Source organism: Rhodomicrobium sp. Az07 (assembly GCF_018619475.1).
In the GTDB taxonomy this organism is placed as follows: Bacteria; Pseudomonadota; Alphaproteobacteria; order Rhizobiales; family Rhodomicrobiaceae; genus Rhodomicrobium.
The window spans coordinates 348,993-364,223 of the sequence record NZ_JAHFZG010000001.1 but is presented as its reverse complement, the minus strand read 5'-3'; the positions used below and the strand labels follow the sequence as shown (position 1 = coordinate 364,223).

17 protein-coding genes are annotated in these 15,231 nt (G+C 57.4%); 1 reads left to right on the top strand and 16 read right to left on the bottom strand.

Features of this window, described 5'->3' with window-relative positions; genetic code table 11:
* The 12 genes from KKP04_RS01625 to KKP04_RS01570 all read right to left on the bottom strand — a co-directional run.
* Window positions 1-190, bottom strand: a 190-nt coding sequence (locus KKP04_RS01625) for a transposase (RefSeq protein ID WP_215025598.1), incomplete at its 3' end; no start/stop codon positions are given.
* Window positions 191-626: 436 nt separating this feature from the next.
* The gene (locus KKP04_RS01620; protein ID WP_215025595.1) at window positions 627-1,493 is read right to left on the bottom strand and encodes a helix-turn-helix domain-containing protein; all 867 of its coding nucleotides are present in this window, start codon (window positions 1,491-1,493) and stop codon (window positions 627-629) included.
* 31 nt (window positions 1,494-1,524) lie between these two features.
* Window positions 1,525-2,613 (bottom strand): ImmA/IrrE family metallo-endopeptidase, encoded by a 1,089-nt coding sequence (locus KKP04_RS01615; RefSeq protein WP_215025591.1) that lies wholly within the window; start codon window positions 2,611-2,613, stop codon window positions 1,525-1,527.
* Window positions 2,606-3,223, bottom strand: coding sequence for a hypothetical protein (locus KKP04_RS01610; protein ID WP_215025587.1), 618 nt, complete (start codon window positions 3,221-3,223; stop codon window positions 2,606-2,608). The genes KKP04_RS01615 and KKP04_RS01610 overlap by 8 nt, the downstream gene beginning before the upstream one ends.
* 76 nt (window positions 3,224-3,299) lie before the next feature.
* Window positions 3,300-3,542, bottom strand: a complete 243-nt coding sequence (locus KKP04_RS01605) for an RNA-binding protein (protein WP_215025584.1) — start codon at window positions 3,540-3,542, stop codon at window positions 3,300-3,302.
* Window positions 3,543-3,545: 3 nt separating this feature from the next.
* On the bottom strand, window positions 3,546-4,391 hold the full coding sequence (locus KKP04_RS01600; RefSeq protein ID WP_215025581.1) for a DUF3037 domain-containing protein: 846 nt from the start codon (window positions 4,389-4,391) through the stop codon (window positions 3,546-3,548).
* On the bottom strand, window positions 4,388-5,176 hold the full coding sequence (locus KKP04_RS01595) for a HipA family kinase (RefSeq protein WP_371818678.1): 789 nt from the start codon (window positions 5,174-5,176) through the stop codon (window positions 4,388-4,390). Before KKP04_RS01595 ends, KKP04_RS01600 begins: the two co-directional genes overlap by 4 nt.
* A 29-nt stretch (window positions 5,177-5,205) precedes the next feature.
* Complete coding sequence (locus KKP04_RS01590; protein ID WP_215025576.1) at window positions 5,206-5,694, bottom strand: DUF262 domain-containing protein; 489 nt, start codon at window positions 5,692-5,694, stop codon at window positions 5,206-5,208.
* Between the two features lie 73 nt (window positions 5,695-5,767).
* Window positions 5,768-6,613: a MoxR family ATPase gene (locus KKP04_RS01585; RefSeq protein WP_215025573.1), complete on the bottom strand. Its 846-nt coding sequence runs from the start codon at window positions 6,611-6,613 to the stop codon at window positions 5,768-5,770.
* A 73-nt stretch (window positions 6,614-6,686) separates the two neighbouring features.
* The gene (locus tag KKP04_RS01580) at window positions 6,687-7,658 is read right to left on the bottom strand and encodes an Hsp33 family molecular chaperone (RefSeq protein ID WP_215025570.1); all 972 of its coding nucleotides are present in this window, start codon (window positions 7,656-7,658) and stop codon (window positions 6,687-6,689) included.
* Window positions 7,658-8,596: an ornithine carbamoyltransferase gene (argF, locus tag KKP04_RS01575; protein ID WP_251133817.1), complete on the bottom strand. Its 939-nt coding sequence runs from the start codon at window positions 8,594-8,596 to the stop codon at window positions 7,658-7,660. The genes KKP04_RS01580 and argF overlap by 1 nt, the downstream gene beginning before the upstream one ends.
* Window positions 8,597-8,600: 4 nt before the next feature.
* Window positions 8,601-9,782: an aspartate aminotransferase family protein gene (locus tag KKP04_RS01570; protein ID WP_215025565.1), complete on the bottom strand. Its 1,182-nt coding sequence runs from the start codon at window positions 9,780-9,782 to the stop codon at window positions 8,601-8,603.
* A 459-nt stretch (window positions 9,783-10,241) separates the two neighbouring features.
* Between KKP04_RS01570 and KKP04_RS01565 the strand changes: the two genes are divergently transcribed.
* Entirely contained in the window at window positions 10,242-10,745 is a 504-nt protein-coding gene (locus tag KKP04_RS01565) for a GcrA family cell cycle regulator (RefSeq protein ID WP_215025562.1), read from the top strand.
* Between the two features lie 183 nt (window positions 10,746-10,928).
* Here KKP04_RS01565 and phoB read toward each other — a convergent pair whose 3' ends face one another.
* The 4 genes from phoB to pstA form a co-directional block, all read right to left on the bottom strand.
* The gene (phoB, locus tag KKP04_RS01560) at window positions 10,929-11,639 is read right to left on the bottom strand and encodes a phosphate regulon transcriptional regulator PhoB (protein ID WP_215025559.1); all 711 of its coding nucleotides are present in this window, start codon (window positions 11,637-11,639) and stop codon (window positions 10,929-10,931) included.
* 229 nt (window positions 11,640-11,868) lie between these two features.
* Complete coding sequence (gene phoU, locus KKP04_RS01555) at window positions 11,869-12,594, bottom strand: phosphate signaling complex protein PhoU (RefSeq protein ID WP_215025653.1); 726 nt, start codon at window positions 12,592-12,594, stop codon at window positions 11,869-11,871.
* Window positions 12,595-13,096: 502 nt separating this feature from the next.
* Window positions 13,097-13,933, bottom strand: a complete 837-nt coding sequence (gene pstB / locus KKP04_RS01550) for a phosphate ABC transporter ATP-binding protein PstB (protein ID WP_215025556.1) — start codon at window positions 13,931-13,933, stop codon at window positions 13,097-13,099.
* Entirely contained in the window at window positions 13,927-15,228 is a 1,302-nt protein-coding gene (gene pstA / locus KKP04_RS01545; RefSeq protein ID WP_371818677.1) for a phosphate ABC transporter permease PstA, read from the bottom strand. The genes pstB and pstA overlap by 7 nt, the downstream gene beginning before the upstream one ends.
* Window positions 15,229-15,231 lie beyond the last annotated feature (3 nt).

The window sequence follows — 15,231 nt, the reverse complement described above, 5'->3', positions numbered from 1 at the left end:
CGCCGTGTCGGCGCGCAACCTCGGAAACGCCGACCCCGTCCTCAAGCGTTTCCTGCACGATCGCCGCCTTCACATCGGACGGCCACGACCGCCGCCGGGCAACGCCGGTGATCACCTCAATGCGCTGGAACGTGTCGGCCCGCGCGCACGACGCAAGCTCAGTGATAGGACTACGACCAGGATTAGACATAAGACGATCCCTCAAGGAACCGTCACACTCGCAGCCGTTCGAGCAAAATGGAAGGTGAGGTCAGAACACCGCTTACGATATGGATGATGTCTTAGAACAATAAAGCGAACGACTAATTCTTGGAGAAAACTCCGTTGAGCCCGCTCCTCTCCAGATGGGGCCGCCGTTTCACGAAAATCTTCATTTGCAGCCATGCTCATAATGGCGGTATGCGCATCTTTATTGATAGAAATTATTATACAATTTCTAATCTCCTGACGCGACAAATTCGAGCCGCCTGTATTAAGCCTCTGGAATAACTCATATTTAATTTGCAGATCCGACTCCTGATTGAGGATCTCTACTCTGATACGTGCTCTCTTGATATATACCTGCAGTGAATCTGCAAGTTTGACGGCCCCCTCTTCACTGCCAGACCAAGAGTTTCGGTAGTGTCTCAGGTGTTTTTCTTCGGCCGCCCGGTCTTCGGAGCGCGAGCTTCAACGAGAGCGACGATGAAGTCAAAGCCGCGAGGCGCGTCAGCTAATCCAGCCGCAACCGCAGGCGTCGTCTTCAGCGTCTTGTGAGTACGGATGAAGTTATACCAGACGGTATATAGCGCCACCATATGGCAGTGGCTTTCATACTTTTTCGAGAAGGCGTTCGTCAGCCGAGTGAAGCGGCGCATATGCATGCGCATCGTGAGGTTCTGACGCTCGGCATATGAGGTGCTGACGAAGCGCTCGTCCGGGTTGCCGATCCGTGCCTTCTTCTTCGCGCCCGTGCACTGTGCAGGAGAGTAGCGGCCTTTGGCGCTATCGGGAGCCGCGCCGTACTGCTTCACCAGTTGGGCATAGTCGATTTCGTTAGCGAAAGCGCCTTCGATGGCGTTGAGGTAAGCCTTGTGCCCATCGGTCGTAAGCTGGACCCGGTTGTTCAGCCGATCCGCGAGATCGTTCATGAACATCTCCGCGTAGTCAGCATCACGACCGCCGACAAACCAATTGCAAATCAACTTGCTGTCGGCGCAAATGCTCGTCCACGTCCAGCAGTCACCCGCGAACGTCGGCGCGTTCTTGGCGGTATCGACGTTCTTCTCCTTCGCGTAAACGAAGGCCCAAATCTCATCGCACTCGACGCGCTTGCAGTTCAAGCCGCGCACGTGCTCGTCATGGAAATCGATGCAAGCCTCTCCTGCTTCCGCGAGGAGCTTCGTTACGGTGTTGATGCTCTTCCCGGTAACGCGGGAGATCGACCGCATGGAAGCTCCCTCGCAAAGAAGCGAGAGGATTTGGACACGTTCGTTTAGGGTCAACTTGCTCATGACCCTAATATATGATACACTATGCTTAGTGTCAAGCACTGTGTTCACTTCTTACAATGCGCAGTCTGGGCCGTTGGTTTGGTACTGGGTAAAGGCTTGTGACATCCTCATTATTCAGACCAAACAGTTCTCCTAAGTCATCAACGGAGAAACCCAACTCGTCAATGTGAGCAGATATAATCCACCGCAGAGTTGTCGGCTCCTCGCGAAGATGTTTAGCCTCGATAGGCTCTACCTTGCGAAAACCTCTCTTAGACATCTCAATGTTGTAGTACTTGTACATGCGGTCAGAAAGCTTGCCTACCTGCCAAGCCTTATAGATTAAGGCTTGCATTGACACGCCCCAATACATTTTCAGGTCCATAAATTTAGTTAGCGACAAATCCTCAAAATCACACCGGATCTCTCTCGTGGGCATGAGGAATTCAGAGGCAAAGCGGTTTGCCTCAAACTCCTGCTGCGGATTCGGAGTTCTGTGCATCACTAGGTGGCCAACTTCGTGGGCTAGGCTAAACCGGAATCGATCTTTCGGCTGTTGGCTGTTGAGAAACACGAAGGGAGGCAGGCCATCGCAACCAAATTGGCAAAAACCGTCAATCAACGGACTGCCAAAATCAAAAACGATGATCACAACCCCTGCATCTTCTACGATTTTGGTTAGGTCTGCGATTGGCCCTCGTGGGACCGACCATCGCTGGCGCAAGACTGTAGCGATCTCATCGACGTCGCCGCCGTACTCATCGGGATCAATCGCAGGGATGGGCGGAAGAGTTGTCTGGATTTCGACAGCTTCCAGACACTTGCGAAGATTTATGCGGAAAACTTCAGCCAAGGCATGGACTGATTCCTCGTCGCGCACAGAAAGCTTCTGCCGCTTCCGATGGTAACTCACCGGCGCCTGCCTAACATATACCCCATCGAAGAAAAAAGCAGACCGCAATCGAAGAGCCGACGCGATCTGTTCGACAAGGTCATCCTGGGGCTGAATACGCCCATGCTCAATTTTGGAGAGCGTGCTCTGCGTTATCGCGCCATTGAGAGCGGCAACAAGCTCAGCCTGGCTTACTTTTCTTACCTGCCGGGCAAGAGCTAAAAGTTGGCCGTTAAAACGCTTATTCATTGGCCTTGCGCGCCGGTCGTTCGCCCTTCACGCGAACCCGGCGAGCCTCTCCGGTTGGCGCAGGTGGTGCCAAGGGAAGTTCCTCCGTAACAGTCGGCGGGGTGCCGTAGTCATCTAGAGGGAGCGCCCATGCAAAGCGCCGGGCCTCGTCATTGCATACGAGATATTTGTTAATCGAGCCTGGGTCGTTTTCCGAGACGCTCCAGCCGAAATAAATGCAAGTCGGAGCAGGACTCTCTGGGAACAGGTCTGCTGCGTAGTCCGGCATCTTATTTCCGTCATACTGCCGAGAGGCGACGGTTCTGCCAACGGCGACGCTGTAACCGGTGCGCAGCCGCTTTACCCGGAGAATCCATTTGCTCTCTAGCCCAACCAACACAAGTTGCCCCTTGCGGAAGGTGGTGGCGTTCGCCGTCGCGTCGCAGTAGCCCCGCAATTTGCGAACGATAAGATCTCGATAGATTGAAGCACGGGAGCCTGTTTCGAGTTTATGGGCGATGCTGCGACATTCCCTCTGAAATTCTTCGTGCGCTTCATCCATGAGGGTAGCCAAAGGGCGAAGATGGAGCTTCAAATCAGCGGCGGCATCTTCGGCTGTGCGAATCGGCAACGGAGCCTCCAGAAAAGTAAATTTCTGGGATACCCTACATCGATTCCTGTCCAAAGCAACAAAGAATATTCCCCATCTATTCCCTTTTCCACCTTTTCCCAGCCGCCTTCTTCGCGATCTCGGAGCGCCGCTCCGGTGTCATACTCTCGGCGCGCGCCTTTCCTCCCCGCTGTCCCATCGAGACGGCGGCGGGGTCTTTGCCTTTCGCTTCCGGCGTATCGTACTCTTCCTCTTCCTCGCCGGTCGCGATCCTCATTACCTTGACAGCGTTCGCGATAACGTCGGCGGGGCGCTTTTCGCCTTTAGGGCCTTTTGGCATTGGTCACTCAGCCTCTGAATGTGAGCTTATCTCTTGCTCCATAAGCGATACAAGTTCATCGGCTTGGTGTTCCTTATAAATCTCTACATCAACGGGGCTTTTGCCTAGTATCGCGATAGCGTCGTCAAACGCTCGCCTTAGGCATGGATCGCTGGGAGCTCCAACGATAAAATAAGTTTTGAATTGCTCTGGAGCTGCTTGGATCGCAGAGAGGTGCCCAACCCACTTATGAGCCTTCGATTTGATACCATCTGAGTCCGCTAAATCAAATGAAAGCGGTTCGTAGCAGTGCCACGCGCCATTTTTCCATGCGTGTTTGAAGGAGAGTTCATCGATCTCGCTTCGAATGGTTTTCTCAACGAGTCTGTGCGCTATCCCCTCATCTAACTTTGTTCGTATTGTACGCCAAACGTCCTCATCTTTTCTGCGTTGAAACGTTTTGCTGTCGTATCTTCTAACAAGGCGTTCGAACAGATAGATTAGTTCTTCGCTTGGGTCTTTCGTGATCCCTGTTCCCACAGGCGACCATTGCAGCGCACTATCATCGGCAGGAAGCACTGTTTTTGCTATCGTAGCCGCATCGCCCCTCATAGGATCAGATGCATCTTGATAGGTTGACGAAATAGCACGCAACTGTCTGTCAATACTCTTCATTGATCTCTTGAATGCGTCAGAATCCAAATCTGGGAACATCGCCGATAGGCGGCTGTATGTGTGCCTAAATTCAGCTTGAAAGAACTTCCTTCCAGGGGAATGCAGCACAACCCCTACGTTTATAAACTCCCCAGTGGCTACATCGTGGACATAGCGGAGCACCGTGTATGTGTATGTCTGCTTGCCCGTATTCATGATAACACTCTCCGAACCTCTGTCAGAGCAAAGTTGATGTTTTCTCTAACCCCCTTGATCAAATCAAGAGCATCAGTTATCGCCTCTGCCGAGTTCCAAGCTTGCGGTACAGCCGCCCGATAATCCTGCAGGCGTTCGTCATCCAAGCCGATCCATGCTTGTTGAATTGGCTCAATATTGAGTTCGGTTCCCTTCAACCCATCAAAAAAAATGTGGTTCCCTTTGCGCGCCATGTCCGAAAGAGACCCTGGCACCCAAGGTGCCCTCCAGCCTAATGTGCCTTTATGGAAAAAGGCCAAATCATGATCGATTATCCGAATCTGATCGCCTTTGACCAAACAATTAGGATTGACCGTGCGCCTGTCAGGGTTCGCAATGAAGCAATCAAAGGCAAATATTTCAAGTGCACATTGTTTCAAATCTTGGCGTATCGGCTCACCGGACATCCAGGCATTAAACCCTGTACCCGCATAGGTAGAACCGAAGCTCATGAAGCTGCTCGACGTGACCAAGTGCCGCTCCTTACCTATTGGGAGGCTCTCGATCCAATCTTGATCGACCTGAATGAGGTAAGGAACCGGCACAGGAAGACCAAGATCAGCGGCTAAGCACGCCGATACAACCTCTATGGCGAGAGAGGTCTCTTTTCGCTCCAGACCCTCGGAAAATTTGGCGATAACCTCGATTCTTTCGCCACCATCAAGCTCGCAAGTGAGAAGAAGCGGCTCGCTCTTTCCGGTCTGCATAGCCCGATTAAATTGGATAGGATGAGCAATGTTCAGCATCAAATGCATAGCCCCCGGAATACGTAGCGCTAAGCATAGAGGCGTTCGTTTGCCTTGTCCAAGGCAAAACATCCACGGGAATGGCTCGTCCCAAGCTTGACCGTAACCGCCATAAACCGCCTATGAAAAAAAACACCTGAGACACTACCAGAGTTTCCGTCAAGAGAGGGGAGCAGGCTAGTCCCTCCGCAGACGAAGGGTTCGACTGAAGTTCCATTTACTTCTCTTAGGACGCCCATAAATTCCAAAATTGTAGAGACACGCTGCAAACCATCAACAAGCTCCCACTTTCCATCCCTGCTTGCAAAAACAAATATAGGAGGAATCGGAATATTCAAAAGAACAGACTCTATAAACCTAGTCTTCTGCGTCTCATCCCAGACGCGAAGCCTCTGATATTCAGGCTGAATGAAAAGCTCATTATTCTCATATACACTGGCAAGCTCGCCGAACGACATATCGTAGCCGTCTCTAGAAACTCGTTTTCTAGCGGTTATTACTTCATCTTCTAGCGACATCGTTTGTCCTGTCACAACGTGTAAGCACGAGTCTAACTTAGCCGGAGAAATAGTCTAGCCGGTTTTTTGTTCGTCACTCTCCCCGCCGCCGCGAAAGAAAAGCCAGCCGCTCGAACAACTGCACGTCCTGCTCGTTCTTGAGCAACGCGCCGTGCAGCGGCGGGATGAGCTTGCGCGGGTCGCGCTCCTTCAGCGTCTCGGGGTCGATGTCCTCGTTGACGAGCAGCTTGATCCAGTCGATCAGCTCCGAGGTCGACGGCTTCTTCTTCAGCCCGGTTACATCGCGGATGTCGTAGAAGATGTTGAGCGCTTCATGCAGCAGGCGCGGCTTCAGGCCGGGAAAGTGCACGTCGACGATGGCGCGCATCGTGTCGCGGTCGGGGAAGCGGATATAGTGGAAGAAGCAGCGGCGCAAGAACGCGTCCGGCAGTTCCTTCTCGTTGTTCGACGTGATGATGACCACGGGGCGCACGGCGGCCTTCACCACCTCGCCGGTCTCGTAGACGTGGAATTCCATGCGGTCGAGTTCCTGCAACAGATCGTTCGGGAACTCGATATCGGCCTTGTCGATTTCGTCGATCAGCAGCACGGGGCGCACGGGCGCGTCGAACGCCTCCCACAGCTTGCCCCTGCGGATGTAGTTGCGGATGTCCTTCACGCGCTCGTCGCCGAGCTGGCTGTCGCGCAGGCGGCTCACCGCGTCGTATTCGTAAAGCCCCTGCTGCGCCTTGGTGGTGGACTTGACGTGCCATTCGATCAGCGGCGCGCCGAGGGCGGCGGCGACCTCATGCGCGAGCACGGTCTTGCCTGTGCCCGGCTCGCCCTTCACGAGAAGCGGGCGCTCCAGCACGATGGCCGCGTTCACGGCCACGCGCAGATCGTCGGTGGCGACGTAGCTCTCGGTTCCTTCAAAGCGCATGCCGTCCGTCTCCCGCATATGAAAAGGACACGGGTTGCGCCCGTGTCCCGTCGCGTCTCGCTTCAGCCTGCCGTCAATTCGGCTCGCCGCGATGCATATACCGCTCGGCATCGAAGCTGTATTGCGTATTGCAGAACTCGCATTTCACCACGATCATGCCGTCTTCGGCCATGGCTTCCACCTGATCGGGCGAGAATTGTTCGAGCATCGCTTCCACGCGCTCGCGCGAGCAGTTGCAGCGCGCCTCCATCGGCGCGGCATCGAACACGCGCACGCCTTCCTCATGGAACAGGCGATAGAGCAGCCGGTCCGAGCCGAGCGTCGGGTCGAGCAATTCGTGGTCCTGAACGGTCGCCGCCAGCGCCTGCGCGCGCCGCCAACCGTCGTCGTCCACCTCGTCGGTGGCGACGCCGCCGCCGGATTCGTAACCGCCCTCGCGGGTGAGCTTCTGCACCATCAGGCCGCCCGCGCGCCACGTCCAACGACCCTGCTTCCCGTCCTCGCCCGCCGTGTATTGCCGGGCAACCGCGATACGAATGAAGGTCGGGATCTGCTCGGACTGATCGAAATATTCATGCGCGGCGTCGACGAGCGTGTTGCCCGCCAGCGCGACGATGCCCTGATAGCGTTCCATGCCTGCGCCGGGATCGATCGTCATCGCGAGATGGCCATTGCCGATCAGCGGCGTTTTCGGCGCGGCGCCGTTGAGCAGGTGCGCGACTTCGTCCGCATCGTAGCTGGCGTAGCCACGGATCTGGCCGGGCGAACTGTAATGCACGACGAGAAAGCCCACGGCCCCGTCCGATTGCGTTTGCAGGATGAACTTGCCGTCGAATTTCAGCGCGGCGCCGAGCATCGCGGTAAGCGTGACTGCCTCGCCGAGAAGGAGCAGCACCGGCTCGGGGTACTCGTGACGCCCCAGAATGCTGTCGAGAACGGGACCGAGACGCACGAGCCGCCCCCGCGCGCCCGACGCTTCCAGTTGAAATGGCAGTACATAGTCATTGTACGTCGCGCCGGGATCGCCGGCAAAATCTCCGCCCATCAAACCTTCTCGAAGCACCATGCGAGGATTGCCCGCTGCGCGTGCAGCCGGTTTTCGGCTTCGTCGAAGACCACGGATTGCGGGCCGTCAATAACGTCGTCCGTTACCTCCCTGCCGCGGTGCGCCGGCAGGCAATGCATGAATATGGCATTCTTGTCGGCTTTTTCCATGAGAGCGGCATTAACCTGATAAGGCGCAAGCAACATCTCACGTTCGTCCGCGTTTTCCTGCCCCATCGAGACCCACACGTCTGTCACCACGCAGTCGGCGCCGGCCGCCGCGACGGCCGGGTCTTCGATCACGGTGATGCGGCCGCCTTCGTCGTTAGCCCAGTCGAGGAAGCTCTGCGGGGGCTGAAGGGGTTTCGGCGTCGCCAGCGTCAGCGCGAAGCCGAAGCGCACTGTGGCATGAACCCACGACGCGGTGACGTTATTAAAGTCGCCGATCCAGGCCACCTTGAGCGGGGCGACATCCCCCCTGTGCTCTTCAAGCGTCATGATGTCGGCGAGGATCTGGCACGGATGCGAACGGTCCGACAGGCCATTGATGACCGGCACCGTCGCATGCTCCGCAAGTTCGATCAGCGCCTCATGCGAGGTGCAACGCATCATGATCGCGTCGACATAGCGCGACAGCACCCGCGCAGTGTCGGCGATGGTCTCGCCGCGCCCGAGTTGCATGTCGTTGCGGTTCAGCACAATGGTTTCGCCGCCGAGCTGACGCATCGCGACGTCGAACGATACGCGCGTGCGCGTGGACGACTTCTCGAACAGCATTGCGAGAACCTTGCCCTCGGCAACCTTCGGCCATGCCGAGGCGGGGCTGCTCTTGATCACCGCCTTGAGCGCGCGGGCCTTGTCGAGGATAAGCCGAAGCGTATCGAAGTCGTAATCGTCGATGTCGAGAAAATGTCGCGGAGCGGAGGGCTCCCTGATCATCGAATTACGCTGGAAGTGTAGCATCGAGCCTCGCACATGCGTTTTCTATCTTCTCGCACGCCGCTTTGATTTCGGCTTCCGTCACGATAAGCGGTGGCAGAAGTCTGACAACGTTGTCGCCCGCGGATACGGTCAGCAGCTTTTCAGCAAAAAGCGTGCTAGAGACGTCCGCACTCGGAACCATGCATTTCAGACCAAGCATGAGTCCCTCGCCGCGAATGTCGGCGATGACCCGTGGGTGACGGTCTATGATTTCAGCAAGTCGTTGCTTGAAAAGCAAGCTCATCTCTCGGACATTGCCCAGAAATTCCGGCTTCGATGCGATATCGAGCACCGCGTTCGCCACAGCCATCGCGAGCGGGTTGCCGCCGAAGGTCGAGCCATGGCTTCCCGCATTCATGCCTGAAGCCGCCTTCTCGGTCGCGAGACACGCGCCGACAGGAAAACCGCCGCCAATCCCCTTGGCAATGCCCATGATGTCGGGCTCGATGCCAGCCCATTCATGCGCGAAGAGCTTGCCGGTTCGGCCGACGCCCGTCTGCACCTCATCCAGTATAAGAAGAAGGCCGTGCTCGTCCGCGATCTGACGAAGCGCGCGGAGGAACGGCGAGCCGACCGGGCGAACGCCGCCTTCGCCCTGGATCGGCTCGATCATGAGTGCAGCCGTTTCATCCGTGATCGCGGCGCGCAGCGCATCGATGTCGCCGAGGGGAACCTGATCGAAGCCGTCGACTTTCGGGCCGAAGCCGTTCAGATGCTTTTCCTGATTGCCCGCCGCGATGGTCGCCAGCGTGCGCCCGTGAAACGCACCTTCGAAGGTGATGACGCGCCAGCGCTCCGGCTGCCCATTATAGGAGTGATATTTGCGCGCCATCTTGATGGAGCATTCCATCGCTTCGGCGCCGGAGTTGGCGAAGAACACCTTGTCCGCGAATGTCAGCGCGCAAAGCCGCTCGGCCAGCCGTTCTTGTCCCGGCACGCGATAAAGGTTCGACGTGTGCCACACCTTGTGCGCCTGCTCGGTCAGCGCCGCAATGAGGTGCGGATGCGCGTGTCCGAGCGCGTCAACCGCGACGCCGCTGCCGAAGTCGAGATATCGTTCCCCCGCAGCGGTTTCGAGCCAAGCGCCTTCGCCGCGCTCGAATTCGACGTTGATCCGCGCATAGGTCCCGAGAACCGCAGACATTTTTCCACTCGTTTTCAAATTAAAAAAGCCGCTCCGTCTGGCGGGCGGCTCAGGCTTGCAGGTTATTTTCCAACAGTTCGCGGCAGTGTCAACCGGCATAAAAGACACAGCGCACCCCAAATGTAACGAATGTGGGCCACGTTAAGGATTCAGAAATTTGTCGGGACGGCTCTTTTGTGCAATTATGCTCCCATGAGATGGAGTGGTGCCATCGCCTTCCGAAATGCGCGCGAGCGCATACACCACCTCGCATAGTATCGATGCGAAGCTTGGTATCTCAGTAAATTGCGTTCTCGATAGTCCTCCCTGACGTGGAGGGTGCGCCCCCAGTTTTGGGGCGTCGGGTTACGCTTGTGTCTCCTTGTCTTGCGTTAGCGCCCGTGGCCCCGCTGGTCATCCGTCCAGCGGTCACGACCTTATTCGCGGTTCGTCCGCCGGAATGAACGAGGAGCTAACTTTATGAGTTGGACAGACGAACGTGTCGACCTTTTGAAAAAGCTTTGGGCCGACGGCTTGAGTGCAAGCCAGATCGCCACGAAACTTGGGGAAGTTACGCGTAACGCTGTTATCGGGAAAGTACATCGCCTCGGACTTGCTGGCCGCGCGACGACTTCGCGCATCAGAACGGCTCGTCCGCGTTCGAATATTGCACTTTTCCCGACGCGGTCACCGCAGGTCCAGTATCGCACCTTCGGCAACACGGCACTGAAGGTCTCGCCTGAGCCCGAGCAACGCAAGCCGGCAACGATCATTCCGCTGACCTTGCCAGACCTTGAGCCCGCGCCCGAGGGGTTGATTCGACTGGTCGACCTCAAGGAAAACATGTGCCACTGGCCGATCGGCGATCCGATGGAAGAAGGGTTTCACTTTTGCGGACGCCGGAAGAATTCCGGAAGCCCGTACTGCGAACACCACTCGGCGATTGCTTACAACCCTGTCGCCAGGAAACGCCGCGCCGTGTGATCGGCGCAACTCATCTATACGGTGAGTCGCAAAGCTTGATCGAAACTTTTGTTGATGGCGCGTAGCAATGTTTTGATGTGTGCTTTTTGCGCAACATAATATAGCGGGGGTGAGAAGCCGGGGTTGCAGGCCCCGGCTTCCGTCTTTTGGGAGCCGCGTCAAACGGACGTTCCGCACAGACCGCTATTCGGACAAGCTCTGACCGGGAAATTTCTCTCCCAGGGCATAGCCGGCGCCGCGAACGGTGCGGATCGGGTCTTTTTCCTTGCCGCGATTGATGGCTTTGCGCAGGCGTCCGATGTGGACGTCCACCGTGCGCTCATCCACATAGACGTCTCGCCCCCATACGCCGTCGAGCAACTGCGTGCGCGAGAACACGCGGCCGGGACTTTCCATCAGAAATTCGAGGAGCTTGAACTCGGTAGGGCCAAGCCTCACCTCGCGACCGCTTCGGCTCACGCGATAGGTTTCCCGGTCGAGTTCGATGTCCTCGACCTCAAGCGTTTGCGAAATGCGCTCGGGCGCGGCGCGGCGCAGGATCGCCTTCACGCGCGCCAGAAGTTCCGGCACCGAAAACGGCTTCACCACATAGTCGTCCGCGCCGACCGTGAGGCCGCGAATGCGATCCGCCTCTTCGCCACGTGCCGTCAACAACAGGATCGGGATCGAGCGGGCCGTCTTGCCCGAGCGCAGGCGGCGGCATAACTCGATGCCGGACAGACCGGGCAACATCCAGTCGAGGATGATCAGATCCGGCGGGTCTTCGCCGATGGCGACTTCCGCCTCGTCGCCACGCTGCGAGATGGTTACGGCAAAGCCCTCCGCTTCGAGATTATATTGAAGGAGAAGAGCGAGGGCCTCTTCGTCTTCGACAATCAGAACCTTGGCATTCATCGTCTGCTCTTGCTACCCGCGCCTTCCAACGCCCGCCATCTGCGAGCCTTTCAGCGCCGTCATCGAATATAAAAACCCCGATGCCTTGGCGCGTACGTGGTCCACCGTGCTGCACGCTCTCTGCCAAAGCCTCAAGGGCACCAGCAACCAGTTGATTCGTTGCAGTTTCGAGTTTTCCATTCGATGGCGCCGCCGCCGGCGAGTGCGAGCCGGATGTAAATTCACCGCGCTAGGCCTTCGCGGCCGCGAGGCGGCCAAGCGTCAGCGAACTTGTGCTGTCGGCCTTCGGGCGTTCATCGCCCAGTGCCTTGCCGTGGATCAGGAAATATGTGGTCTCCGCGATGTTGGTCGCATGATCGCCGATGCGTTCGATGTTCTTCGCGCCGAACAGCAGATGTGCGTAAACGCTGGCGCTCTGCGGCTCGTCCATCATCGTCGTCAACAGCTCGCTATAGAGCGAATTATACATGGCGTCGATCTCCTGATCGCGCAGCCAGACCGCGAGCGCCGCGTCCCCGTTACGCTGCGAGTAGGCGTCGAGCACGTCCTTCAACTGACGCAGCGCGGCCTCGCCGATATGGACAAAGCCGGTCATGACCTGATTCGGCCGAGGTTCAGCCGCGATTGCGATGGCGCGCTTGGCGATATTCTTCGACAAGTCGCCGATACGCTCAAGGTCGAGCGCGATGCGGATCGCGGTCACGATCTGCCGGAGATCCGACGCGACCGGCGCGCGGCGGGCGATGATCGAGATGGCGAGTTCGTCGACCAGCCGTTCCAGCGTGTCGATACTGCGATCGTTGGCGAGAGTCACTTCGGCGAGGTCGGGGTCGCGATGGTAAAGCGCATCGATGGCCTGTCCCAAAGCTTGCTCGGCAAGACCGCCCATCTGGGCGATCATCGTGTCGAGCGACTTTAGCTCGCCTTCATACGATCTGTCGGCATTTCCAGACACTGCCGTTTCCTCCGGTTCGGTCGCGCGTTCGGGATGCGCGCCGACCTTATTTATAGGCATCGTTCCGTCCGAAATCGAAACCGAGCATCCTCATGCTATCGTAGCCCGCCGGGGCACTCGTGCGCTCGGCATACGTTTGATCCACCTTGCCGCCCGCTCTCAAGAGCACGAGTAGGCGAATCCTGACATTCAGGTCTCGGTCGCTGCAAGCTCCAGCTCAAATGCCAGTGGGTCATTTTCCGACATCTGGTCGATGGTGCGCCAAAGGTAAGCAAATGTCGAAATCGAAACACCAGCCCTTGGCGATTCCAGTACAGCTCAGAATTTTACATTTGATGACAGATCCGGCAGAGGCGCCAAATCGAGTCCGATTAAACGCAGGCTGATCTAGAGCCGGATCCGATCAGGTTGACCCAACCTGATCGGTGAAATCCGTCTCTAAACTTCGAAGAAGAGACCGTTTTACCGATCTGATTGCGATTCAATCAGATCGGAACGGGCTCTAGCCAAACCGGCCGGTAATATAGTCCTGCGTGCGTTTGTCCTTTGGATTCATGAAAATCTGGTCAGTTGTGTCTTCTTCCACAAGATAACCCAAATGGAAGAAGGCCGTTCGCTGGGAGACGCGCGCCGCCTGCTGCATGTTATGCGTCACGATGACGATGCAATAGTTTTCGCGAAGCTCGTCGATCAACTCTTCGATCTTCGCGGTTGCTATGGGATCGAGCGCCGAGCACGGCTCGTCCATCAGGATGACTTCAGGGCTGACCGCAATCGCGCGAGCAATACAAAGCCGCTGCTGCTGGCCGCCGGAAAGGCCCGTGCCTTCGCCGTCGAGGCGGTCCTTCACCTCATTGAACAGGCCGGCGCGTTGCAGGCTCTTGACGACGATTTCTTCGAGGTCGGCCTTCGACCTGGCGAGCCCGTGAATGCGCGGGCCGTAAGCGATATTCTCGAAGATCGTTTTCGGGAACGGGTTCGGCTTCTGAAACACCATACCGACGCGCGCCCTCACCTGCACGGGGTCGACATCGGGAGCATAGATGTCTTTTCCCTGGACGAGGATTTCGCCCGTCACCCGCGCGCCCGCGATGGTGTCGTTCATGCGGTTGAAACAGCGCAGGAACGTGCTCTTGCCGCAACCCGAGGGACCTATGAAGGCCGTGACGCTCCGATCGAGGATGTCGATGCCGACGTTGAAAAGCGCCTGCTTTTCTCCATAAAACACCGACACGTTGCGCGCGGTAACCTTGTAGCTGGGCGCCTGCTGTCCTGCTGGCGAAGCCGAAGCAGCGAAGCTGTGATCGAGGTCACCCGGTTCGATGGAGAAATCTACCATTTGCGTTCGTACCTTTTCCGCAGGATCATGGCAAAGATGCTCATGACGGCAATAATACCGAGGAGGACAATGGTTGCGCCCGCTGTCTTTTCTACGAAACCGCGTTCGGCCTCGGTCGCCCACATGTAGATTTGCACCGGAAGCGCAGTCGCGGGATCGAGCGGCGTTTGCGGCGCCTCGACCACAAAGGCAACCATGCCGATCATCAGGAGCGGCGCCGTTTCACCGATGGCCTGCACGAGGCCGATGATCGTTCCCGTGATGATGCCGGGGAGCGAGAGCGGCAACACGTGGTGGAACACGGTTTGCACTTTCGAGGCGCCGATGCCGAGAGCGGCCTCCCGGATCGATGGCGGGACTGCGGTAATGGCGGCGCGGGTGGCGATGATGATGGTCGGAAGCGTCATCAGCGTCAGCACAAGGCCGCCGACAAGCGAGGCTGAACGAGGGAGCCCGGCGAAGTTGATAAACACCGCAAGGCCGAGCAGGCCGAAAACGATGGACGGCACCGCGGCGAGGTTGTTGATGTTGACCTCGATGATGTCGGTGATGCGGTTCTTCGGCGCAAATTCCTCAAGATAGATCGCAGCCGCAACACCGAACGGCACCGACAGCAGCACGACGATCAGCATCATGTAGAGCGATCCGATCAACGCGACGGCAAGGCCCGCCGTTTCGGGTTGGCTGGACGCGAAGTTCGTGAACAGGCCGGTGTTGAATTGCTTCTGCATGGCGCCGGAAGCCGTCAGCTTGTCGATCCATTCGATCTGGAGATCGGAAACCTGACGGTTTTCCTGTGGCACCTTCCGGTCGATCTTGCCCTTTACGAGGGCGTCGATATTGCCGCTCGCGAGCCCCCACACGGACTGCGTCGTCCCGATAATGCTCGGGTCCGCTTCAACCATGCGCCGAAGCTGGGTGTCCATGTCGCGAGAAAGCAACTCATTCGCGGCTCGCCGCTGCTGGCGCGTCGGGTTTTCGAGACCGAGCTTCTCGTAAAGCGCCTGGTATGCGAGCTTCTGGTAATTTGCCTGCGCGAGAACGCGCGGGTTACGCGTTCCTTCCGGATCGATTTCGGCAGCGTCGAACTTGATCGGCAGTTCGATCGACGTCTGAAAGAAAGCCGTCCAGCCGTTGGTGATGATGGTACCGAACAGGATTACGAGAAACGAGAAACTGAGCGCGATCGCGATCAGTCCGTAAGCCTGAAACCGCACCTCCTCGCGGCGGCGCCGACGCATCAGCGCTGGATTATCGAACCGGCCGACCGCCTCTTCAGCGTCGCTCTCCGGCATGCT

Coding starts and splice junctions, on each gene's coding strand:
- KKP04_RS01620 (WP_215025595.1), bottom strand. CDS start 1,493: ATGAGCAAGTTGACCCTAAACGAACGTGTCCAAATCCTCTCGCTTCTT.
- KKP04_RS01615 (WP_215025591.1), bottom strand. CDS start 2,613: ATGAATAAGCGTTTTAACGGCCAACTTTTAGCTCTTGCCCGGCAGGTA.
- KKP04_RS01605 (WP_215025584.1), bottom strand. CDS start 3,542: ATGCCAAAAGGCCCTAAAGGCGAAAAGCGCCCCGCCGACGTTATCGCG.
- KKP04_RS01600 (WP_215025581.1), bottom strand. CDS start 4,391: ATGAATACGGGCAAGCAGACATACACATACACGGTGCTCCGCTATGTC.
- KKP04_RS01595 (WP_371818678.1), bottom strand. CDS start 5,176: ATGCTGAACATTGCTCATCCTATCCAATTTAATCGGGCTATGCAGACC.
- KKP04_RS01590 (WP_215025576.1), bottom strand. CDS start 5,694: ATGTCGCTAGAAGATGAAGTAATAACCGCTAGAAAACGAGTTTCTAGA.
- KKP04_RS01585 (WP_215025573.1), bottom strand. CDS start 6,613: ATGCGCTTTGAAGGAACCGAGAGCTACGTCGCCACCGACGATCTGCGC.
- KKP04_RS01580 (WP_215025570.1), bottom strand. CDS start 7,658: ATGGGCGGAGATTTTGCCGGCGATCCCGGCGCGACGTACAATGACTAT.
- argF (WP_251133817.1), bottom strand. CDS start 8,596: ATGATCAGGGAGCCCTCCGCTCCGCGACATTTTCTCGACATCGACGAT.
- KKP04_RS01570 (WP_215025565.1), bottom strand. CDS start 9,782: ATGTCTGCGGTTCTCGGGACCTATGCGCGGATCAACGTCGAATTCGAG.
- KKP04_RS01565 (WP_215025562.1), top strand. CDS start 10,242: ATGAGTTGGACAGACGAACGTGTCGACCTTTTGAAAAAGCTTTGGGCC.
- phoB (WP_215025559.1), bottom strand. CDS start 11,639: ATGAATGCCAAGGTTCTGATTGTCGAAGACGAAGAGGCCCTCGCTCTT.
- pstB (WP_215025556.1), bottom strand. CDS start 13,933: ATGGTAGATTTCTCCATCGAACCGGGTGACCTCGATCACAGCTTCGCT.
- pstA (WP_371818677.1), bottom strand. CDS start 15,228: ATGCCGGAGAGCGACGCTGAAGAGGCGGTCGGCCGGTTCGATAATCCA.